This is a genomic window from Enterococcus sp. E4-150 (assembly GCF_035726465.1).
Taxonomy (GTDB): Bacteria; Bacillota; Bacilli; order Lactobacillales; family Enterococcaceae; genus Enterococcus_B; species Enterococcus_B faecium.
The window spans coordinates 107,623-129,122 of the sequence record NZ_JAPRGK010000006.1 but is presented as its reverse complement, the minus strand read 5'-3'; the positions used below and the strand labels follow the sequence as shown (position 1 = coordinate 129,122).

Here is a 21,500-nt window from a genome sequence, read left to right as displayed (position 1 = left end):
TCTTTTCAATACCTAAGATGAAGGACAATCAGCAACGCACTGCTCAAAAAAGGAATGAAAGGCAGTTTTTCCATCTTTTTTTTATGACAGATAAAGTAAACAGAAAAAACGGATATTCCAAACAGACTAGCAAGAAACAAGATCTGAAGCAACTCTTCCAGAGACAAGCCACCACTTCAAGAAAGCATCAACAGAGTATCACCAGCTCCGAGATAGGATTGACCATAGCGAAGGCACACACCGCCTACGATAAATGTTAACAGCACACTTTGCCATTGGAAGACGCCGGCCTGCAACCAAAAAATCCATAAGACTGCCCAGGAGCAGAATAGCGTGTGAGAATGGACCATGAAGTAAAATAAATCCATCAACGAAAATAGCAAAGCCGAAAGCATCCATATGAATGTCGAATAATTTCTTGCAGAAGAAAAAGTAAAGAACCAGGCAAAAAGACTACCACATAAGACTTCTGCCAACAAATAGTAGAAGGGCAACCGACACCGGCAATAGCGACAGCGAAATCGTTGGACGATGATCGAGAGAATCGGAATCAATTCATACCAAGAAAGCGAACGACAGCATTTGACACAATGAGATCTAGGATAAATAATAGAGTGACCTAACGGAATCCGCTGGGCGGTTAAACATAAAAATGACCCGATACAGCAACCAATGATAAAATAAAGTAACACGCTATCTCCCCCTTTTCAAAACCAAGATACGCAAGCTGAAACTAAATTTTTGTACATACATAAAATTTGAGGTGAAAAAATGAACGTTTCAATCGGATTAGATATCGGAACCACACAAACCAAAGCAGTTGCTTTCACAGATGAAGCCCAAGAAGCAGCATCCGCTTATTTTCGCTACCCTTTGATCCAAGAAACACAAGGGATGGCAGAACAAGATCAGGAATTGATCTTTCAAGGCGTCTGCACCGTTATAAAAGAAGTAATTAAACAGTTGCCTTCAGACACAATCATTCAATTTGTCTCCTTCTCCTCTGCGATGCATAGCCTGATATTGTTGGATGAAGAGAAAACACCGTTATCTCGAATGATCACTTGGGCAGATAATCGAGCAGCGGACGAAGCAGAAAAACTGAAATATACCGTGCTTGGCAAAGAATTTTATCGGCAGACTGGGACACCGATTCATCCAATGACACCATTGAACAAAATCAAGTGGCTGCAAAACAGCCAACCTGAATTATTCAAAAAAACTGCTTATTTTGTCGGTATCAAAGACTATATCTTTTATAGATTGTTTGGCGAACTGATCAGCGACTACGGAACAGCTTCAGGAACTGGATACTTTGATATCCATGAATTCCAATGGGCAGAAGAAGTGCTTGACTACTTGGACATTCGGATAGAACAATTGCCGCAAGTACTTCCTTCCACCTATCAAGTAACAGGTCTACCGTCAGAAACAGCAGCAGAACTAGGTTTACCAAATGATATATCATTTATTTTGGGAGGGGCAGACGGGCCGCTTTCTAATCTAGGGTTAGGTGCTTTTGGTGATACGATCGCCGCTTTGACCGTAGGAACGAGCGGAGCACTTCGTTTTATTACTACTCAGCCTCAGTTCCATCCAGAACTGGAGACATTTTGTTATGTTCTGGATCAGAAACATTGGGTAGTGGGAGGAGCGACCAGCAATGGTGCTGGCATCTTTGATTGGGCAGGGCATACATTTTTACAGGAAGTCGTTCAATCTGCTAAAGAAAAAGGAGAAAATCCATATGATGCACTGCTTTCGGCTATTGCTTTTGTGCCAGCGGGTGCCAATGGTCTGATTTTTCATCCCTATTTGCTTGGGGAGCGAGCACCGCTTTGGGACGCAGATGCGTTTGGCAGTTTTATCGGCTTACAGCGGCAACATACAGAAAAAGAAATGATGAAGGCGATTCTAGAAGGGATCTGTCTCAACCTTTATCGGATTTTAAAAGGAGTTTGCCAAGAAAATCAGCTCACAGAAATCCGTGCTACAGGCGGGTTTGCTCAATCTCCGATTTTTCGTCAGATGATGGCTGATGTACTGGGTTACCCGCTTGTTTTCCCTACTGTCACAGAAGCATCCGCATTAGGAGCCGTGATTTTAGGCTGGCGAAGCATTGGAAAGATTCAAAGTATCAGTGAAGCACAGGAATTGATAGAATTGAAAGAGCAAGTCGGAGTACAAGAAAACGATCATAAAAAATATCAGAAAATCTATCCATTATTTGTTTCGACACAAAAGCACTTAGCACAGACTTATCAGCAATTTGCTGAACTGCGAGAAGAATTAGCTGATTCTGAAAAATGATTGGCTTTACGGATAAAAAAGCGAAATGAAAATCGTTCTCAGGTAAAGGATTTTGTTGTACTTTTCATTGAAAGTCTACTATTATTTTAAGTGTAAGAAAATGTTAGGAGGCAAGAAAGATGAAATTCCAACAAACCAAAGAAGTATTAAATCAATTAGTTGCAGATCTAAGCCAAATGTCTGTTGTTGTTCACCAAACACATTGGTACATGAGAGGACCAGGTTTCCTTACATTGCACCCAATGATGGATGAATTCATGGATGATTTGAACGCTCAGTTAGATGAAGTATCCGAACGCTTGATCACATTAGACGGTTCACCTTATTCTACATTGCGTGAATTTGCAGATAACACGAAAATCCCTGATGAAATTGGCCGCTGGGATCGTACTATTCCAGAACGTTTGGAAACACTTGTTGCAGGCTACCGTTATCTAGCAGATCTTTACCAAAAAGGAATCGAAGTTTCTGGAGAAGAAGGCGACGATCCAACACAAGATATCTTTATCGAATTCAAAACAGCCACAGAAAAACGTATCTGGATGATCCAAGCTCATTTGGGCAAAGCGCCAGAGATCGACGCGTAAAAACTGTTGTTGAACTTGACCGAAAAAGAGGTTGTGAAATCAGCGTTTTGACCTGAGTATTAGAGAAACAAACGTCAAAATAGTTCCTCATATTTTGCCGTTTTTTGAGCTAATACCGAGGGTCAGCTGATTGAACACCGTTTACCAAGAGGTCGTAAACCTGCCGTTCAGCTCCGAGTCACAAGAAACAATTTCAAAAAACAGCTTCTTATGTTTTATGGATATTGTGACTTGTGACCGAGGAGTTGGCAGGAGACCGCCGTTTATTTAAAATAAGGGGTTGTGACAAGACTTTTGTCACAGCCTCTTTTTGTTTTTTATTTTGACAGGAAACGACCCTTTTATATAAAAGAAAGAAAAAGAAGTAAAGTTTCATATAAATTTTTCAATCAAGCAGAAAAACGTTGACATTGACTAGATTAGCGGGTAATATGTTAAATGGTATTGTTTGCCCCACAAAGAGCCCCGGAAACTCGAAGTGTATGTCAAACATCAGAACTTAAATTGGAGGAAAATAACGTGCGTACAACATATATGGCCAAACCAGGCGAAGTAGAACGTAAATGGTATGTAGTAGACGCAACTGATGTTCCATTGGGACGTCTTTCAACAGTTGTTGCATCTGTACTACGTGGTAAAAATAAACCAACTTTCACACCTCATTTGGATACTGGCGATTTCGTCATCGTCATCAATGCAGACAAAGTGAAATTAACAGGTAAAAAAGCGACTGACAAAATTTATTACCGTCACAGCAACTACCCAGGAGGATTGAAATCAATCACTGCTGGCGAATTGCGTGCTAAAAATTCTCGTCGTTTGATCGAAACTTCTGTAAAAGGTATGCTTCCTAAAAACACTTTAGGCCGCAAACAATTTACAAAATTGAACGTATACGGTGGAGCAGAACATCCACATGCAGCACAACAACCAGAAGTTTTAGACATCACAAACTTAATCTAATAGGAGGGAATTTCATTGGCACAAGTTCAATATATCGGCACAGGCCGTCGTAAAAACGCAGTTGCTCGCGTACGTCTAGTACCAGGAACTGGCAAAATTACTGTAAATAAAAAAGATGTTGAAGAATACATTCCACATGCTGACTTGCGTGAAGTAATCAATCAACCTTTCGCTGTTACTGAAACAAAAGGCGCATATGACGTATTTGTTAACGTAAACGGCGGAGGATACGCTGGACAATCAGGAGCTATCCGTCATGGTATCGCTCGTGCATTGCTAGAAGTTGATCCTGACTTCCGTTTAGCGCTTAAACGTGCTGGCTTGCTTACACGTGACGCACGTATGGTCGAACGTAAAAAACCAGGTCTTAAAAAAGCTCGTAAAGCTTCACAGTTCTCAAAACGTTAATATCGTTCGAGCAAAACACACCTTCTATTTGGAAGGTGTGTTTTTTATTTTAATTTCTTAAAAAATATATTTTTTCGTTTTGATCTCTCGCTATCTTAAGATATTATCAGTATCTAATGTTTTTTTATTTGAGATTATGTAGCTGCTTATCCATATTACATATAACTATAGTTTGGTTAGTAATAGTTTTCTGGTCCAATAAAAGATATGGAAGTTTAACATGAGGTGTTAGAGTTATAATTATTAATTCAAACTTTAATTAATAACACGCTATTTTTATTTTGCTAACTTTAGATTCATCATTAAATGATTGTATAGGCACTCAAAAATATAAGGAAAATATCCAATCAGTTGTTAAAGGAATTTTTAAAAGGTGATGAAAATAAATTAGTTAAAATTTATTCAAATGAAATTAAAAGTGTTGCGTATCTTTTATAAGAGACCTAAGTCTACAGAGTTGATTTATTAAGATTTATAGATATAATTGATTAAGTTAAATAAGGATGATGGATAAAAATGAATACAAAACGTACTTACGTGGAAATCGAAAAAGATTTCCATCATTTGAGGAAAAGGAACTATTATCCAAAACAGTATAATGAGAAATTACAAGCATTGATGGATGAGCTAAAAGAAAACTATGATTTTTCAGTTTATACAGAGGAGAATTCTAGAGCAATTGCTTTGCATTATCATATGTCTCAAAAATTTCAAACGGATAAACCCAATCTATTTTGAATGGGTTTTTTGTTGTCCTAAAACTGCTTAAAAGCTGTTATAATAGTAAAGCATGACAATGATTAGGAGGAAGTAAATAATGGTCTCAGCAGAACTTAAAATTGAAGATAAACTGTGGGCAGCTGCAGATAAACTAAGAGGAAGCATGGATGCTTCAGAATATAAAAATGTCGTTTTAGGATTAATATTTTTAAAATATGTTTCAGACAGTTTTGAAGAAAAGTATGAAGAACTAACCAAAGATGAGTATGCGGATCCGGAAGATAAAGATGAATATTTGGCTGATAATATTTTTTGGGTACCTGCTGAAGCAAGATGGGAAAAAATCAATCGTGATGCCAAAACGCCAAAAATTGGCGAAACGATTGATGAAGCGATGATTGCTATAGAAAAAGAGAATCCATCTTTGAAAAATGTATTACCTAAAAATTATTCAAGACCTCAATTGGACAAAACTCGTTTAGGAGAAACAGTCGATTTAATTACTAACATTAAAGTAGGGGATTCCGAAAACCGTAAAACTGATACTTTAGGAAGAACCTATGAATACTTTCTTGGAAAGTTTGCAAATGCGGAAGGAAAAGGTGGAGGGGAATTTTACACCCCACGTTCAGTCGTTTCGTTATTAGTTGAAATGTTAGAGCCATATGCAGGACGTATTTATGACCCTTGTTGTGGAGCAGGGGGGATGTTTATTCAATCAGAAAAGTTTGTAGAGAAGCATCAAGGGAAAATTGGTGATATTTCCGTTTATGGACAAGAATTTAATCCAACAACATGGCAACTTTGTAAAATGAATCTTGCAATCAGAGGAATTGACGGAAATATCGGCACCCATAATGCTGATACATTCCAAAATGATTTACACAAGGGGTTGAGAGCGGACTATATTTTAGCAAATCCTCCCTTTAATATTAGCGACTGGGGTCAAGAAAAGCTACTAGAAGATTCTCGTTGGAAATATGGTACACCACCAAAAAATAATGCCAATTATGCTTGGATTCAACATATGGCGTCTAAATTAGCACCAGAAGGAACTGCAGGTTTTGTATTAGCCAATGGAAGTATGTCTACATCAACAAAAGATGAGTTTGAAATTCGTAAAAATCTAATCGAAAATGATTTAGTAGAATGTATTGTGACCTTACCAAGTCAAATGTTTTATAATACTCAAATTCCTGCATGTTTATGGTTTGTAACAAAATCCAAAGCTAAAAAAAATGAACGCAATCATCAAGGTGAAATTTTATTTATTGATGCCAAAAATGAAGGATTTATGGCTGATAGAACAACAAAAGAGTTTAGTGAAGAAGATATTAAAAAAGTGGCAGATGCTTATCACGCATGGAAGGGAACCAATGACAAAGAATATACTGATGTAGCAGGTTTTTGTTTATCAGCTTCATTGGAAACTGTTAAGGAGCAAGACTATATTTTGACTCCGGGTCGTTATGTAGGTTTAGAAGATGAAATAGAAGATTCTGAGCCATTTGAAGAAAAAATGGAACGATTAACTACATTGTTATCGGAACAATTTATTCAATCTCATCAATTAGAAGAAGATATCCGAAAAGCACTTGGAGGGATTGGATATGAAATATGAAATAATTAAGCTACAAGATGTAGTCGATAAATTAGGAGATGGATTACACGGTACTCCGATATATGATAATAATGGTGAGTACTATTTTATTAATGGCAACAATTTAGATGACGGGAAAATTGTGTTTAAAGAAAATACTAAAAAGGTAAGCAGAGAAGAATATCATAAATATAAGAAAGATTTAAATGATAGGACAATACTAGTCTCAATTAATGGAACACTTGGTAATGTGGCTGTATATAAAAATGAAAAAGTAATGTTAGGGAAAAGTGCTTGTTATTTTAATGTTATAGAAAATGTGAATAAAGATTATATAAAGTACGTGATTATGTCTCCAGATTTCAAAAAATATCTAGAGCAACATTATACAGGAACTACAATAAAAAATGTATCATTAAAAACCATGAGAAATTATACATTTAAATTACCGAGTGAAAATCATCAATTACTTGTTTCTAAAATACTTTCCTCATTGGACTCAAAAATAGAATTAAACAATCAAATTATTTCTAATCTTGAAGAATTAGCTTCTACATTGTTCAAACGATGGTTTGTTGATTTTGAATTTCCAGATGAAAATGGAAATCCATATAAATCAAGTGGTGGAAAGATGGTTGATAGTGAATTAGGTAAAATTCCTGAAGGATGGGAAATAACTGAATTAAAAAGTATAGTTGATGTGGTTGATAATAGAGGAAAAACGCCACCTTTAGAAAAAGATAAAACAGATTTTCCTATTATTGATGTAAAGACTTTAAGTGGTAACGGTAGAGTTGTCAATTATAACAAGGCTCAAAAATATGTTAGTGAGGAAACCTATAGTTCGTGGTTTAGAAGTGGTCATCCCAAAATAAATGATATTTTGATATCGACAGTTGGGAGTATAGGTGAAATAAAAATGTTTTTGACTGATAAAGGAACAATTGCTCAAAATGTTGTTGGTTTAAGAGCTAAAAAACACTTAGAATATCATTTATACCAATTTTTATTATATAATAAGTCCAATTTGATTACTTATAATATTGGGAGTGTGCAGCCAAGTATAAAAGTTACTCATCTTCTTAAACACAAGGTACTTTTACCTAATAAAAAAGATTTAAACAAATTTAATAGTGTTATGATTGGTTTAACCGATAAAATTATTAATTTAAGTAAAGAGATAAACAGTCTAACAGAAATTAGAGATTCATTATTACCAAAACTATTATCAGGAGAAGTAGAATTACCAGAAGATGAGGAGGTATAATTTTTGGCTGAAGAATACAGTTTTAACGAAAATGAATTAGAATTAGTCGCTTTACGTTGGTTAGAAGAAGTGGGATATACTTCTGTTTCTGCCAAAGAATTAGAAGATAGTGGGATGTCTAAACGAAAGGACTACAAGGAAGTTGTTTTGATAGACCGTTTGAAAGAAGCTCTTGTAACAATTAATCCTGATGTATCGATGGCAGTAATTGATGATGCAATAAAGACGATTACTGTCCATAAACATCCCGATATGGCGGTCAATAATCAAACTTTCCATAGATATATTACAGATGGTATTGAAATTCCTACACGAGAAGGCAATCGCAATGTTACAAAACGTATTTTATTATTTGATTTTAATGAACCTAGAAACAATGACTTTTTAGCTGTCAATCAATTTATTGTAGAAGAGGATAATCAACGCAAAAGAACGGATATTATTCTATTTATCAATGGATTGCCTATTGTGCTGTTTGAATTGAAGAATGCTACGGATGAAGCGGTGGGTATTTCAGACGCTTATAACCAATTACAAACATATAAACAAGAAATCCCTTCATTACTTACGTTTAATGAATTCATGGTTGCTAGTGATGGAGTGCAAGCAAAAGTGGGGACTTTATCAAGTAATGAAGAACGTTTCATGGTTTGGCGAACAATTGATGGGAAAGTGGAACCTGGAACAGCTAGTAGTCAATTAGAAGTGTTGATAAAAGGAATGTGCAATCCAGAAGTACTACTTGATTTACTGCATCATTTTATCTTATTTAAAACTGATGGGGATAAAACGATTAAGATTTTAGCGGCTTATCATCAATATCATGCAGTGAATCGTGCAGTAGAAGAAGCAAAACGTGCGGTTAGCACTGAAGGAGATAATAAAATTGGGGTTGTTTGGCACACCCAAGGCTCAGGTAAAAGTCTATCAATGGTTTTTTATACTGGGAAATTGGTGCAAGAATTAAACAATCCGACTGTTGTAGTTTTAACTGATAGAAATGATTTAGATGACCAATTGTTTTTAACGTTTAGTCAATCAAGTGATTTATTACGGCAAACACCAAAACAAGCCAATGATGGGGATGAGTTAAAAGAGTTATTGTCTGTCAATGCAGGTGGCATCGTTTTTAGTACCATGCAAAAGTTTGCACCTAAAGAAGGCAATCAAATGGATATATTAACTGATAGACGAAACGTTATTGTAATGGCAGATGAAGCTCATCGTTCTCAATATGGATTTAGTGCGGATGTGAATGATAAAGATGGCACAATCAAATACGGGTATGCTAAATACTTACGAGATGCGTTACCTAACGCTTCCTACATTGGTTTTACAGGAACACCTATTTCTAGTGCAGACAAGTCTACAAAAGCTGTGTTTGGGGATTATATAGACGTATACGATATGACCCAAGCGGTAGAAGATGGAGCTACAGTAAAAATCTATTATGAAAGCCGCATCATCCCTGTATCACTTCCTGATGGATTAGATATAGATGATTTAGTAGAAGACATTGTGGAAGGTCAAGAAGATGATGTTGCTTCAAAAACGAAAGCAAAATGGAGTCGGATAGAAGCTATTACAGGTTCACAACCTCGATTAGAAAAATTGGCTCAAGATTTTGTGAAACACTTTGAAACAAGACAAGAGGCTTCTTTCGGTAAATCAATGATTGTTACAATGTCTAGAAGAATTGCGATTGATTTATACCAAGAAATAATTAAACTTCGTCCTGATTGGCATTCTGCTGATGATGATAAAGGGAAAATTAAGATTGTAATGACAGGTTCAAGTAGTGACCCAGATTATTGGCAACCTTTTATTGGGAATAAGACAAGACGTGATAAATTAGCGAAGCGAATGAAAGATGATTCTGATGAACTTCAAATTGTCATTGTTCGAGATATGTGGTTGACAGGTTTTGATGTTCCGTCTATGAACACGATGTATATTGATAAACCAATGCAAGGACATAATTTAATGCAAGCAATCGCTCGTGTAAATCGTGTATTTAAAGACAAAACAGGTGGATTGATTGTCGATTATATTGGGATTGCACCGAACTTGAAAAATGCTCTACAAGAATATACACCAAATGACCAAAAACAAGCAGGTATTGATACCCAAGTCGCTGTGAATTTAGTCAAAGAAAAATATGACTTGATTACCAATACGATTTTAGATAAATTCGATTATTCTGATTTCAATTCAACAGATTATGCGAAAAAATTACAAGTTATTACAAATGCTGCAAACTATATTTTAGGATTAGATGATGTTGAAGATGTTAAGAGGTTTAAAGATTTAGTAACGGAAATCACTCGAGCGTATGCTTTGTGTGTGACAGAGGAAGAAGTCCAACAATACAACGCTGAAATTGCCTTTTTTAAAGCTGTAAAAGTATATTTAATTAAATTAAACTTTGTAGATGGAGTAAAATCTCCTCAACAAATCGATGAAGAACTGAAGCAATTAATTTCTAAGTCTGTTGTAACGGAAGATATTGTGGATATTTACGATTCTCTAGGATTAGAAAAAGCTGAATTGTCTATTTTGTCTGATAAGTTTTTAGAAGAAATTAAAGAAATGCCACAGAAGAATCTTGCTTTACAATTACTTGAAAATTTATTAGCAGGAAAAATAAAGTCTATTCAAAAAACGAATGTTGTTCAAGCAGAAAAATACTCTGAACTATTGAAAAAATCAATCAATAAATACAATACTAGAGGAATTACTTCTGAAATTGCCATTCGTGAATTAATTGAATTGGCAAAAGACATGAAAACAATGAAAGAAGAAGGCGAAGAATTAGGCTTGACAGTCGAAGAAAAAGCCTTTTATGATGTTATCTCTAAAAATTCGGATGAAGATGAACAAGTTCTAAAAGATATTGCAGTAGGTATCGCTAAAACAATTGAAGAAAATATGACAATTGATTGGACAAAACGTAGTTCTGAGAAAGCCCGAATGAGAGTTGAAATCAAACGTTTTTTGAGAAAAAATAAATTTAAGACAGATTTAGAAACCATTGATTTAGTGATTACACAAGCAGAGCTAATGGCAGAAAACTTAGTTTAGAGGTAAAAATAGAAAAGCCTTAATTTTAGGCTTTTTTATTTTACCCACGTACATAGAAATTTTTTCCATATTTTAATAAATTGGGTCTATTTTATTTTTGAAATGTTATCTAATCCCTTGATACATATGGCTAAACTCCATTTAATTTTTGGGTCTGGATTTTGATATTTTGAGGTAAATCGAAGAATTTAATACTGTATTCTAAAGGGGAATAAATGGTGAAAAAAACCATTATAAACGTTGATATATAAGGATTTCCGTTTAACGCTTAAACGTGCTGGCTTGCTTACACGTGACGCACGTATGGTCGAACGTAAAAAAACAGGTCTTAAGAAAGCTCGTAAAGCATCTCAATGCTCAAAACGTTCATATATCTTGTAGATCAACGATTCAGACGCTTCACAACATTGTTTGTGAAACGTCTTTTTTGTTGTTGACAACATTTTTGTATGCTTTTTTGAGATAAATTACGTTAAGCAATTTCACCAACTGGCATTTGCATCACGCTAAGTGTTCACGTAAGTTCGAGTAATATTTATATCGATATAGATCAATGCATCTGGAATTTGTTCAAGGATGAGACAGATTTTTTTGCTATAAAGTAACATCGATGTATCTCGTCTTATGCATCATTGTCTGAACAAGATCTCTTTGACGACGATCAATCGAATTCATTTAGTATCTATAATAATGTAATTTGCGATAATAAGCCCTTTTTGTCGTTTGGTAATATAGTTGACATTTGACAAAAACAATGATATAACTATTTTGTAAAATCAAATGACGTAATTGTTGTCATTTGACAAATAAGGAGGAGAAATCATGACATTATATACAAAATTATTACAACGAGAAAAGGATGGCCACCCAATTAGAGTTGGAGTGATTGGCGCAGGACAAATGGGTTTTGGGATGATTTCTCAAATATCAACTATTCCTGGGATGATTGTCTCTGGTATCAGTGATATTAACCTGGAAGCTGCTAATCGTGCGGCAGAAGCTTATAAATCGAGTTCGGCTCTAAAACATGACATTTTGATCAGTCCAGATTTCAAAGACGTGATTAACTCAGATAAAGTTGAAATTATTGTTGATGCAACTGGTGTTCCTGAAGCAGGGGCACAAATTTCTTTGGAATCGTTGATGGCAAAAAAACATATTGTGTTGCTAAATGTAGAAATTGATATCACCATTGGCCCATTAATGAATAAAATGTATGGAGCTACTGATTTGATTTATACTGGATCAGATGGAGACGAACCAGCAGCAACAATGCAAATGTATGAATTTGCTAAAAGTATGGGTATGGAGGTTTTGGTTGTTGGTAAAGGAAAAAATAATAAATTGATGGTTCATGCCAATCCTGACACAGCAGCTGAAAAAGCAAAAAAACAAGTGATGAGTCCTAAAATTTTAGCCTCATTCCAAGACGGTACAAAGACAATGGGGGAAATGAACTTACTATCCAATGCAATGGGGTTTGTACCTGATGTGGTTGGAATGCACGGCATCTCAGCTGATTTGGATGGCACTGTCAATAAATTAGATCTAAAAGAAAATGGGGGAGTTTTAAGTAAATTTGGGGTTGTTGAGTATGTAGATGGTATTGCTCCTGGTATTTTTTGTATTGTTAAAGGACAAAATGAAGGCGTGGCCCACGAAATGAACTACTTGATGAAGAAAGGAGATCGTGATCACCACATTTTATATCGTCCATTTCATTTATGTTCACTTGAAACCCCAATTACAATTGCTCGTGCAGTATTGGAGCAAGATACAGCAATTTTACCTATGGGAGCACCAATTTCTGAAACAGTCTGTGTGGCGAAAAAAGATATTAAAGCTGGTGAAAAAATTGATGGTATTGGTGGATTCTGCGTTCGTGGTGTATTAGAAACACATGAAGATATGGTAACAAACGCTAATATTCCAATCGGGTTGATTGCTGGAGCAATTGCTAAACGTAATATTAAAGATGGTGCATTTTTAACGATAGAAGATGTAGAATTGGATGAATCAACTACAGTTTATAAACTACGCAAATTACAAGATGAAACATTTGCATAATTTGTAATAGATGATCTTCCTCCAGCTTTTTTTTGTACTTTATTATCTTTGTATGATACAAAACGGCTCCTATTCGTCTTGTGACGAGGGAACAATTCAATTACAATTAATAAAGATTGACATCACTATTTTCAATTGAAGAATGATGGCTGGAGGAGAGAGTTTTTATGCGAGGTTTAACCATTTTAGGAACACTTATTATCGTCGCTCAGGTGTTACTCAGTCTTTATCAAATCCGTTACTATAATGCTTTTATGAATAAACTAATTAAAAGATACGATACATGTCCTGGATACACGTTAACAACTGAAGTGGAAAAAAATTGGATTTCTTCGGTAGTACTCGTGGTTATAACAGATAGTCAAGATACTATTACAGAAGCTTATATATACGCTGGACTAACCATTTTTTCGCAGTTTAAACCGTGTGATGTTTTGACAGGAAAAACAATTTCACAAAATTTAAAAAATGAAATTGCCAAAGAAAAACCAACTCTTAAGCAGAGAGCGATTCATTCATTTTTATCCAAAAAAATGAAATCGGTTACTTAAAATAAGGAGGAAAAAAAATGAAATATATTGAATGGTTTGGCAAAAACTTTATTGGCTTATTTGAGGCTGGCGGAGAACAATTTATGGCTTTTATGACTGGTATTATTCCTTTGTTGATCGTTTTGCTGACGTTTACTTATTCTATTATTGCCTTTATTGGTGAAGAACGCGTAAATAAAGCAATTAAAGCAAGCGCCAAGTTTTTGCTGCTACGATATACTGTTATGCCAGTACTATCTGTTCTTTTATTGACAAATCCTATGGCTTACACATTTGGTAAATTCGTTGAAGAAGATGAAAAACCTGCCTTTTACGATGCAGTAGTTTCATTTCTACACCCAGTGACTGGCCTGTTTCCCTATGCAAACGCTGGTGAATTGTTTGTTTATCTTGGAATTGCCAATGGTGTTATGAAAGCCGGTTATGATCAAGGGAGTCTTGCAGTTCGTTATTTTTTATGTGGTATCGTTATAATTTTTGTACGTGGCTTCATTACTGAAAAAATCACTAAATTCTTAATGAAACGTGAAACATCAGCTAAAACAGAAGTGGCATAATCTGGCTAAACATATGTAGGGGGAAGAAATATGTATAAAAAAATTTTTGTAAAGAAGGGTAGTAATGGTTGGGGGCGAGGCTTAGAAATTCAACCAGAAGGTAAGAAAACAAAAATCATTTCTGTGACTGGTGGTGGGATTCACCCTGTTGCGCAACGGATGGCAGATTTAAGTGGTGCTGAAGTGATTGATGGTTTCTCTAATTCAGTTCCAGAAGAAGAAATCCTGGCAGCAGTTATTGATTGTGGTGGTACTGCTCGTATCGGTGTTTATCCAATGAAACGTATTCCGACCGTGGATATACTGCCATCTTCGCCATCAGGACCTTTATCAAAACATATTACAGAGGATGTTTTTGTGTCAGGTGTAAAGCCTGAAGATGTGGAAGTTGTGGGGGACGTGGTGACGACGGAAGCAAATGCGGCTACTAGTCCAGCTTCCGTCGTCGATGAAGACTTTGTTGAAACATATGCCAAAGTAAAAGCAGATCATGTCTCAGCTAATGCTAAGAAAGACAGTATATTAGTTAAATTTTCTCGTGGTATTGGGAAAGTCATGGGGATTTTTTACCAAGCAGGTCGCGATGCTGTAGATATGATTTTAAAGAACATCATTCCGTTCATGGCATTTATTTCCATGATTATCGGAATCATTAATTATACTGGTATAGGGGATTTAATTGCAAAAGGACTGGCACCTTTTTCTGATTCGATTATAGGCATGCTTGCGATTGCTTTTATCTGTAGTATGCCTTTCTTGTCACCGATTTTGGGACCTGGTGGAGTTATCGCACAGGTCGTTGGTGTATTGATTGGCACACAAATTGGTGCAGGAACAATCCCAGTTGTGTATGCCTTACCTGCATTGTTTGCGATCAATGCACAAGCAGGATGTGATTTCATTCCAGTAGGTTTGTCTTTAGGAGAAGCTAAACCTGAAACGGTACGCGTTGGTGTGCCTGCTATTTTGTATAGTCGCGTCATCACTGGCGTACTAGCAGTAGTTATTGCTTGGGTATTCAGTATTGGAATGTATTAAGGGAGGAAGATGATTTGGTTTAATGAAAAGTTTTAGAAGTAGGGAAAATGATTTCTGCATTTGAAAAAGAAAAATTACTGATTCTATTTGAACAAAATACAACAAATGAGTTAAAAACAAATTATGTGATTCATGAATTGGAGACAACATGAATACACCGTTACTTACGTTGGTGAATGTTACAAATAAGAACTTTAAAGAATTAAGACATATCTCCATCTATTTCAAATTCAGTAAGGTTGAAGCTCTTCTAGGCGCAATTGTTATAGAACCAGATAACTTTTCATCAATACAAGAAAAACGAATTAATCAATTTTTACTAATAATTTTTTTATCTGTGTCATATGCCAATCTATATGTTATATTTTACTAAAAAGGCAAATAGGAGAGATGTTATGGATCGCGCTGATGAAAAAGAATTGGTTAAAATTGCGTCAATGTATTATGAAGAAGGGATGACACAAGCAGAAATCGCGAAAATTATAGGCGTTTCTAGATCGTTAGTTTCTAAAAATTTAATTGATGCTAAGGAAGCAGGGCTTGTTGAAATATTCATTAATAGCAAGAGTGTTTACTCGGTAGAACTTGAAAGGAAACTTGAGCAAAAATTCAACCTGAAAAGCGCTATAGTCGTTGATACAATGGACTTAGCTGGATCTGAAGTTGATAAGATGATTGGTCGGCAAGCAGCTTTGTATTTGCAAAAAGCATCAAAAAAAGCAACAAAAATTGGAATGTCTTGGGGAAAATCATTGAGAAAACTAGTCGATAATTATCCTTTCACCAATCAACCTGATGTGACAGTATATCCACTGATTGGTGGTATGGGTGATGATTATGTTGATATTCATTCCAATCAATTGTCATATGATCTAGCAAGAAAAATGAGGGGAAAAGCTAAGTATCTTTACGCCCCAGCGTTAGTATCTAATCCACGTATTAAAGATGATTTATTCGAAAATCCTACTATCTATAGTGTTATAGAAGAAGGTCGTGATGTTGATATTGCCTTGGTTGGGGTTGCTAGTCCATTCGAGAAAAGTACTATGGCTGAAATCGGCTATATCAAAGAACAAGATATTTCTGAGCTAAAGAAAAGTGGGATTAAAGGAGATATTAACTCGCGGTTTTTTGATGAAAACGGTAAAGAGGCTGACTGTCAGCTAAATAAAAGTGTGATCGGTGTTAATCTGGAAGACATAAAAAAAATTCCTACGGTGATTGGTATCGCATATGGAATAGAGAAGGTTGAGTCAATAAAACTTGCTTTAGAACATCAATTAATTAATGTTATTGTAACTACTGATAAAGTGGTGAATGAGTTATTAATAGACTAGAATTAGATAATATGAAAGAGTACTGGACGCTACTTACACCATGTAATCAATAAATACGACTTGAAAATATATTTTTTTCTACGTTAGCTTAAGTTAAACTTAGTAAACAGTTTTGCTATGTAATTTCTTTAATTGTATTAATACGAGAGGAAGTGGCAAGATGTATAAAACAACAATCACTGAAATAGGGGACCTTGTACCAGATTTCCAAGAGGAGCGTCTTTTGATTCTTTTTGGTCCTAAAGCAACACCAGAATTACGCTCAATTAGCGTCATACATGATCATGTGGATGAAAAAAAGAATGTTATAGTAAAAGGTGGAAAGCTTACTATTGCTGGTAAAGAATATATAATTGGTGAGGTTGGTTCGGCAGCTAATGCAAACTTCAATGAATTAGGTCATGTTTCTATCTATTTCCGTGATGGTGAAAATGAAGTGTTACCAGGAGCAATAATTGCTAAACCCAATGAGTGGCCAGATTTTAAAGTTGGAGAGGAAATTATATTCTCTAATAAGTAACAACAAAGTCCACTCAACTATTTTGAGTGGACTTTGTTGAAAATTGAAAGATATCTCTTGATAAAACGTCCGATCATATTTAAATAAACTATTGGTATTTTTTGGATAAAAAGTAGAGGTTGTACTATTGAGAAGTAAAATAAAAATGTCTATTTTTATTTTACTTCTTTGGCATGTTCCTATAAATGGCATGGGTTTACGACTATTTGTAAACTAATACAAACCTTTAAGTAAATCATTTATTGAAGTTTCAAAAAAACGAATATCAGTCAATTCTATCATTACAAGGCGCTTTCTTGTTTTTGTAGGTGTTATTTTTTGATTTAGAAATTAAGTTGGTGAGGTACTTTTTCTTCTATTATGATGGAGAGTAGCAGATAAATGGACAGTTATTTGTCTAATAGCTAATTTTAATTTTTTAATCATTCGTTATTTTTAATAGAGCTGTTTTTAAGGATGAGTGCTTTTCTTTTCCTTTTGCTTTTTATATACTCTGGCTCTTTTGACGTGTTCTGCGGAGATTCGAAGGTAGGCCATACGTACTTCTTCATCTAGGAAGCAAAGATCACAGATTGTCTGGATTCGTTGGGTCTCTGAACGGATGAAATCATCGTCTTCTCGAAAAACAGCAGCAATCAATTCAAGTTGAGAAAGACGCAATGTGATGACTAAGCGTCCTTGTAAACTCGGATGTTCTTTCACTAAAGTTTGGAGGTCGGGAACTAAAGACAATGCTTCTTCATATCTATCAAAGAGTAGCTGGATCAAGGCATAGTTAAGTAGATGATTGGCATATTTAAAAGACCAGTCTTCTTCAAAATCACGGTAGTTCTGATAATTCTTTTTAAAGCGTGAGAGGAATAAAGGGCGGATATCATCTGCCAACATTGGCAAAATGATGCTTGCGTTATTCATTTCCTTTAGCGTCCACGTCTCCATCTGCATCAAATAATCTTCCATGAACTTCATTTCTTCGGTATTGACTTCGCTTGTCTGTGCATCGATTCGATCAATAATAGCGAGTAAGTGGATGAGGTATGCATAAAAACGTTCTTCTTTTTTCTTACTATCTTTGTACTTCAAATAAAACTTAGGTACTTTTTCCACATGTTGGAATCGTTGGGTTTCTTTAACACTAGCGCCAACTTCTAAAAGTAAGGTCATATGGGCATGACGTAACCCATGATTTGTTACTTTTTCTCTAATTTTTTTATTGTTGGTACAATCAGCACGTAACGGCTGGTTAACTTGGTCATTAGCGAAGAAAAAGGTTATCAAAGAAGCATAGAAAACGAAAAAATGGAAAAAAAGCTAACCTTAAGTAACATTGCGCTTTTAAAATAAATCAATTAAAACGTTAAGAAACCCATTTTTATGTATCTTTATCGAAGTCACGTGCATAAAAAGCAATACGGAAACTGAATATAGATTTGCAATAAATTTTTTGGTTTATATATTGATACACAAAATAAGAAACTCTTGAACTTGAATTAAACAATTTTCTCAAGAGTTTCTTATTTTGTGTGGGAAATAGATCGGTAGATTATTTCTGGTTTTAATTTGAGGTAAGTTTTAACGTATACTAAAAAATAAACTTTCTGAACTTTGAATAGATTAGTTCTTCCAAGCTGGTTGTTCAGACAAATATTGAATGGCTGCTAATTCGGCGTCCTCTGCTTTCATATTTTGGGAGCTAACCAAAAAGTTAGTCATTCCAATTTTTGCATCTTCATAGGACCACATGGTACCGTCTTCATTTGTACAGTGACTACAATAATTTTTAGATGAATCTCCTAAGGCAAAATCTGATTCCGCTTTCATTTCCATGCCACATGATACACAGTTTACAGACATTCGAATCACTCCTTATATTTTATATCAACTATTATAACAGATTACAACAGATTACAACAGATTACAACAGATTATAACAGAATTTTCTGAATATATAAGCGTATGGCTTTTATTCCAGTAATAGTGTATTTTTTCAAGTGAAGCCCTGAGTAATATCAAGTATGTTTTCGAGTCAATCATCTGGAAGAGCTCAGCTAGTTCTTTAATAGAAAAAGCGACGCTCTATTATTGATTTCCATTTTGTTTAAGTATTCTATTAAAAGTAGCGATAAGCGTGAGTTAGCTAATTTACCGAACTTTGTTTCGTTTGAGAATATATTTTTGAAGTTTTAGATTTGTTGTTAAGTGCGAAATAAAAGTTTACAATACAATCTTTGCAGATAATATATTCAGAAAAGTAATTTGATTTTGTTATACTAAAATTATATGGTGAAAAAAAGAACTATACGGAATTAGTTGTTTGTTTCAAATGAACTCTTGCCCATTTTAGATTTTTTAGAAATCAATCTACTTCTTTCTGGAACTGAAACTAATAAAACCAGTTCTTTAAGAGCATCTTTTCCTATCCATATCTTGCTTTTTATATCAGATTTAGTTAAATCATGAGCAATTTCTATACTCATTTCTTTTGCTGGAATATCTATTTTTCCCAACTCTCTAATCGCCCAAGAAATCGCTTTCTTTACATGCAATCGTTCATCGTTACTATAATTTTTGCATAGAAGAAGGTAATCAGAAATCTCTTTATGGTTTATGACTGAATGAGTGGACATAGATGCAATCAATGTAAAGGCTGCTCTTTTGTAGTATAAGTCGTTCATCGTAACCCACTTGTGAATATAGAAGTTAAAATGTTTAGAGTGAATTAAATTTGTTTTACAGAAAAGATCACACAAATCCCAAGAAACTATCCTCGACATAAACCAATCTATTTCATCAGGCGAATATTCAATTGTTTTCATGAGAAGTGTACCTAGTATCTTTGCCTCATGATAATTGGTTTCCCAAAGTGCCTTTATAAATTCCTTATTTGCGTTATCTTTCTTTAGTCGTGTAGCAATCTTCCTTAAACAAGCTGTACTGACACCAATTGTTTCTTTCTCGGGAATTCCGAGTTTTATTATATTGCTTTTGTATTTTTCTGACGAATACTGAGATAGTTCTTCCAGTAATGACATGATATTTTTTGTCACTTTAATCCCTCGCTTTCTTAGTGGATAATTTTTAGCGGATAATTTAATTATATATTAAAAACACTTAGATTTCTTGTTTTTGTCTATTAGAGCAATATTTTGACGTATATTTTGATAAATCGATGATTACTATATGAGTGTGGAGCAACACGGTTAATTCTTCCGTTAAAATATAACCTTTCTTTATTTAGACAAGGATGAACAAAATAAGTTGAAACAAATAATGATAGAGGTATCTGAGAGGATTAAAAATGATTACTAAAATACTACATTCAAATTTTCAGAGACTCAATTTCATTTTTGAATAAGCATAGATAGACGTTTCTAAATTATATGTTATAGTCGAATGTTATTATGAAAAAATTTGACCATAGTGCGTGTTGGATAATATAGATTTCTTTGGAATGATTTTATCAAACAATTTCAACAGTCAATAAGCTCAAAGAAAATTCTTCGAGTAAATAAATTTAATTCAAGGCCAGTAATTATTTTTTTCAATCCGTCAACTCGTCAAAGTTGATTTTTAGGGTGATAACTTATGGTAATGATAGGGGATTACTTCAAGTAGTTGTGAATAAACATATAACATAGAATCATTGCTTTTAGAGCTAAAAATCATTTAATATTCTTTAATAAAACCTTGATTTGATTAACTAGGTCTTAAAAAAGCCCGTAAAGCTTCACAGTTCTCAAAACGTTAATTGCGATTATCGTTCGAGTTCACGAGTTACGAGAATCGTACTGGGCGAAGCAATGCTGAGCGCAGTTACCTTGATTCTAACTTTTCTGGCACTTTCCACAATTTGGAAAGTGCCTTTTTTGTGCTTTTAGCTATGTTAATAGGTAGGATTCTTGGTCTATAATATCATTCGATCTATAAACAAACGGGAAAAAGATCAAGTATCTTCAAACAATATTATTTATCCGCTTCTGAGGTTGTGACAGAAGTGGTCAGCTTCAAGAAATAAGAAGGAATTTACAAAAATTGCTTCTCATGTTTGATAAATATTGTGACTTGTGACCGAGGAGCTGGCAGGAGAACACCGTTTATTCGGAAGAAGGGATTGTGAAAAGTCTTTTGTCATAACCTCTTATTTGGTAGCTAATTGTAAATCCCAAACGGCATGTATTATTTTTCATAAGTCCGTTTTTAAGGATTAATGTTTTCTTTTGCTTTTTATATGGTCTAGCTTCAGCGAGAAGTTCCAACGCATATACAAGGACGTCTGATGTCAACGATAACAACGATTACCATGGTGGCCAGTCCACTTGGGTTAGCACTGTTTGGTGCGCTCTTTGTTTGGCAGACAACTCAACCACGTCTGCGAGACAGTCTGATTTTTCTTGAAATTCAATTGGAAAATTTACACTTTCTTTATACATTTCTGGCTGCTTTCTTTATACCCGTCAACTATACTTCACTTATCAATAAGAAAGAAGGATAAGT

At 34.8% G+C, this 21,500-nt stretch carries 18 protein-coding genes and 3 pseudogenes; 17 read left to right on the top strand and 4 right to left on the bottom strand.

Going from position 1 to position 21,500, the window contains the following annotated elements:
• Positions 1–5: 5 nt before the first annotated feature.
• A pseudogene (locus tag OZ002_RS07125) lies at positions 6–692 on the bottom strand (prepilin peptidase).
• A gap of 79 nt (positions 693–771) precedes the next feature.
• On the opposite strand from OZ002_RS07125, the gene OZ002_RS07120 reads away from it, so the two are divergent.
• The 16 genes and pseudogenes from OZ002_RS07120 to OZ002_RS07045 all read left to right on the top strand — a co-directional run bounded on the left by OZ002_RS07120 (position 772) and on the right by OZ002_RS07045 (position 17,006).
• Positions 772–2,310 (top strand): gluconokinase, encoded by a 1,539-nt coding sequence (locus tag OZ002_RS07120; RefSeq protein ID WP_275038856.1) that lies wholly within the window; start codon positions 772–774, stop codon positions 2,308–2,310.
• A 119-nt stretch (positions 2,311–2,429) separates the two neighbouring features.
• Positions 2,430–2,897, top strand: coding sequence for a Dps family protein (locus OZ002_RS07115; RefSeq protein ID WP_002297290.1), 468 nt, complete (start codon positions 2,430–2,432; stop codon positions 2,895–2,897).
• Positions 2,898–3,431: 534 nt separating this feature from the next.
• Positions 3,432–3,860: a 50S ribosomal protein L13 gene (gene rplM / locus OZ002_RS07110; protein ID WP_002323724.1), complete on the top strand. Its 429-nt coding sequence runs from the start codon at positions 3,432–3,434 to the stop codon at positions 3,858–3,860.
• A gap of 15 nt (positions 3,861–3,875) precedes the next feature.
• Entirely contained in the window at positions 3,876–4,268 is a 393-nt protein-coding gene (gene rpsI / locus OZ002_RS07105) for a 30S ribosomal protein S9 (protein ID WP_002287505.1), read from the top strand.
• Positions 4,269–4,784: 516 nt separating this feature from the next.
• A complete protein-coding gene (locus OZ002_RS07100) occupies positions 4,785–5,006 on the top strand; it encodes a hypothetical protein (RefSeq protein ID WP_125179441.1) in 222 nt (73 codons plus the stop codon).
• A 79-nt stretch (positions 5,007–5,085) separates the two neighbouring features.
• The gene (locus OZ002_RS07095; protein ID WP_125179442.1) at positions 5,086–6,609 is read left to right on the top strand and encodes a class I SAM-dependent DNA methyltransferase; all 1,524 of its coding nucleotides are present in this window, start codon (positions 5,086–5,088) and stop codon (positions 6,607–6,609) included.
• Complete coding sequence (locus OZ002_RS07090) at positions 6,599–7,855, top strand: restriction endonuclease subunit S (protein WP_197322356.1); 1,257 nt, start codon at positions 6,599–6,601, stop codon at positions 7,853–7,855. Before OZ002_RS07095 ends, OZ002_RS07090 begins: the two co-directional genes overlap by 11 nt.
• A 3-nt stretch (positions 7,856–7,858) precedes the next feature.
• Positions 7,859–10,936 (top strand): type I restriction endonuclease subunit R, encoded by a 3,078-nt coding sequence (locus OZ002_RS07085; RefSeq protein WP_125179443.1) that lies wholly within the window; start codon positions 7,859–7,861, stop codon positions 10,934–10,936.
• Between the two features lie 252 nt (positions 10,937–11,188).
• Positions 11,189–11,317, top strand: a pseudogene (gene rpsI, locus OZ002_RS07080) (30S ribosomal protein S9); the annotation flags it as partial.
• A gap of 441 nt (positions 11,318–11,758) precedes the next feature.
• Positions 11,759–13,003: an NAD(P)H-dependent oxidoreductase gene (locus OZ002_RS07075; protein ID WP_325083007.1), complete on the top strand. Its 1,245-nt coding sequence runs from the start codon at positions 11,759–11,761 to the stop codon at positions 13,001–13,003.
• Positions 13,004–13,170: 167 nt separating this feature from the next.
• The gene (locus tag OZ002_RS07070) at positions 13,171–13,554 is read left to right on the top strand and encodes a transcriptional regulator GutM (RefSeq protein WP_002307777.1); all 384 of its coding nucleotides are present in this window, start codon (positions 13,171–13,173) and stop codon (positions 13,552–13,554) included.
• A gap of 17 nt (positions 13,555–13,571) precedes the next feature.
• Positions 13,572–14,111 (top strand): PTS glucitol/sorbitol transporter subunit IIC, encoded by a 540-nt coding sequence (gene srlA, locus OZ002_RS07065; RefSeq protein WP_002307775.1) that lies wholly within the window; start codon positions 13,572–13,574, stop codon positions 14,109–14,111.
• Between the two features lie 30 nt (positions 14,112–14,141).
• Positions 14,142–15,149: a PTS glucitol/sorbitol transporter subunit IIB gene (srlE, locus tag OZ002_RS07060; RefSeq protein ID WP_002307773.1), complete on the top strand. Its 1,008-nt coding sequence runs from the start codon at positions 14,142–14,144 to the stop codon at positions 15,147–15,149.
• A gap of 38 nt (positions 15,150–15,187) precedes the next feature.
• Positions 15,188–15,301: pseudogene (locus OZ002_RS07055) on the top strand (PTS glucitol/sorbitol transporter subunit IIA); the annotation flags it as partial.
• A 243-nt stretch (positions 15,302–15,544) separates the two neighbouring features.
• Positions 15,545–16,486, top strand: coding sequence for a sugar-binding transcriptional regulator (locus OZ002_RS07050; protein WP_002307771.1), 942 nt, complete (start codon positions 15,545–15,547; stop codon positions 16,484–16,486).
• A 160-nt stretch (positions 16,487–16,646) separates the two neighbouring features.
• A complete protein-coding gene (locus tag OZ002_RS07045) occupies positions 16,647–17,006 on the top strand; it encodes a PTS glucitol/sorbitol transporter subunit IIA (RefSeq protein WP_002307769.1) in 360 nt (119 codons plus the stop codon).
• Positions 17,007–17,456: 450 nt separating this feature from the next.
• On the opposite strand, the gene OZ002_RS07040 is transcribed toward OZ002_RS07045, so the two are convergent.
• From OZ002_RS07040 to OZ002_RS07030, 3 genes are all read right to left on the bottom strand, one after another.
• Positions 17,457–18,170: an Rgg family transcriptional regulator gene (locus tag OZ002_RS07040; RefSeq protein ID WP_231691964.1), complete on the bottom strand. Its 714-nt coding sequence runs from the start codon at positions 18,168–18,170 to the stop codon at positions 17,457–17,459.
• 450 nt (positions 18,171–18,620) lie between these two features.
• Positions 18,621–18,860 (bottom strand): zinc ribbon domain-containing protein, encoded by a 240-nt coding sequence (locus OZ002_RS07035; RefSeq protein ID WP_002307766.1) that lies wholly within the window; start codon positions 18,858–18,860, stop codon positions 18,621–18,623.
• A gap of 452 nt (positions 18,861–19,312) precedes the next feature.
• The gene (locus OZ002_RS07030; RefSeq protein WP_231691965.1) at positions 19,313–20,053 is read right to left on the bottom strand and encodes a DNA alkylation repair protein; all 741 of its coding nucleotides are present in this window, start codon (positions 20,051–20,053) and stop codon (positions 19,313–19,315) included.
• A gap of 1,229 nt (positions 20,054–21,282) precedes the next feature.
• Between OZ002_RS07030 and OZ002_RS07025 the strand changes: the two genes are divergently transcribed.
• A complete protein-coding gene (locus tag OZ002_RS07025; RefSeq protein WP_125179127.1) occupies positions 21,283–21,498 on the top strand; it encodes a hypothetical protein in 216 nt (71 codons plus the stop codon).
• Positions 21,499–21,500 lie beyond the last annotated feature (2 nt).

What these genes read in the sequence shown, in the direction of transcription:
- OZ002_RS07120 (WP_275038856.1), top strand. Translation starts at nt 772, where the DNA reads ATGAACGTTTCAATCGGATTAGATATCGGAACCACACAAACCAAAGCA.
- OZ002_RS07115 (WP_002297290.1), top strand. Translation starts at nt 2,430, where the DNA reads ATGAAATTCCAACAAACCAAAGAAGTATTAAATCAATTAGTTGCAGAT.
- rplM (WP_002323724.1), top strand. Translation starts at nt 3,432, where the DNA reads ATGGCCAAACCAGGCGAAGTAGAACGTAAATGGTATGTAGTAGACGCA.
- OZ002_RS07100 (WP_125179441.1), top strand. Translation starts at nt 4,785, where the DNA reads ATGAATACAAAACGTACTTACGTGGAAATCGAAAAAGATTTCCATCAT.
- OZ002_RS07095 (WP_125179442.1), top strand. Translation starts at nt 5,086, where the DNA reads ATGGTCTCAGCAGAACTTAAAATTGAAGATAAACTGTGGGCAGCTGCA.
- OZ002_RS07090 (WP_197322356.1), top strand. Translation starts at nt 6,599, where the DNA reads ATGAAATATGAAATAATTAAGCTACAAGATGTAGTCGATAAATTAGGA.
- OZ002_RS07075 (WP_325083007.1), top strand. Translation starts at nt 11,759, where the DNA reads ATGACATTATATACAAAATTATTACAACGAGAAAAGGATGGCCACCCA.
- OZ002_RS07070 (WP_002307777.1), top strand. Translation starts at nt 13,171, where the DNA reads ATGCGAGGTTTAACCATTTTAGGAACACTTATTATCGTCGCTCAGGTG.
- srlA (WP_002307775.1), top strand. Translation starts at nt 13,572, where the DNA reads ATGAAATATATTGAATGGTTTGGCAAAAACTTTATTGGCTTATTTGAG.
- srlE (WP_002307773.1), top strand. Translation starts at nt 14,142, where the DNA reads ATGTATAAAAAAATTTTTGTAAAGAAGGGTAGTAATGGTTGGGGGCGA.
- OZ002_RS07050 (WP_002307771.1), top strand. Translation starts at nt 15,545, where the DNA reads ATGGATCGCGCTGATGAAAAAGAATTGGTTAAAATTGCGTCAATGTAT.
- OZ002_RS07045 (WP_002307769.1), top strand. Translation starts at nt 16,647, where the DNA reads ATGTATAAAACAACAATCACTGAAATAGGGGACCTTGTACCAGATTTC.
- OZ002_RS07040 (WP_231691964.1), bottom strand. Translation starts at nt 18,170, where the DNA reads ATGACCTTACTTTTAGAAGTTGGCGCTAGTGTTAAAGAAACCCAACGA.
- OZ002_RS07035 (WP_002307766.1), bottom strand. Translation starts at nt 18,860, where the DNA reads ATGTCTGTAAACTGTGTATCATGTGGCATGGAAATGAAAGCGGAATCA.
- OZ002_RS07025 (WP_125179127.1), top strand. Translation starts at nt 21,283, where the DNA reads ATGTCAACGATAACAACGATTACCATGGTGGCCAGTCCACTTGGGTTA.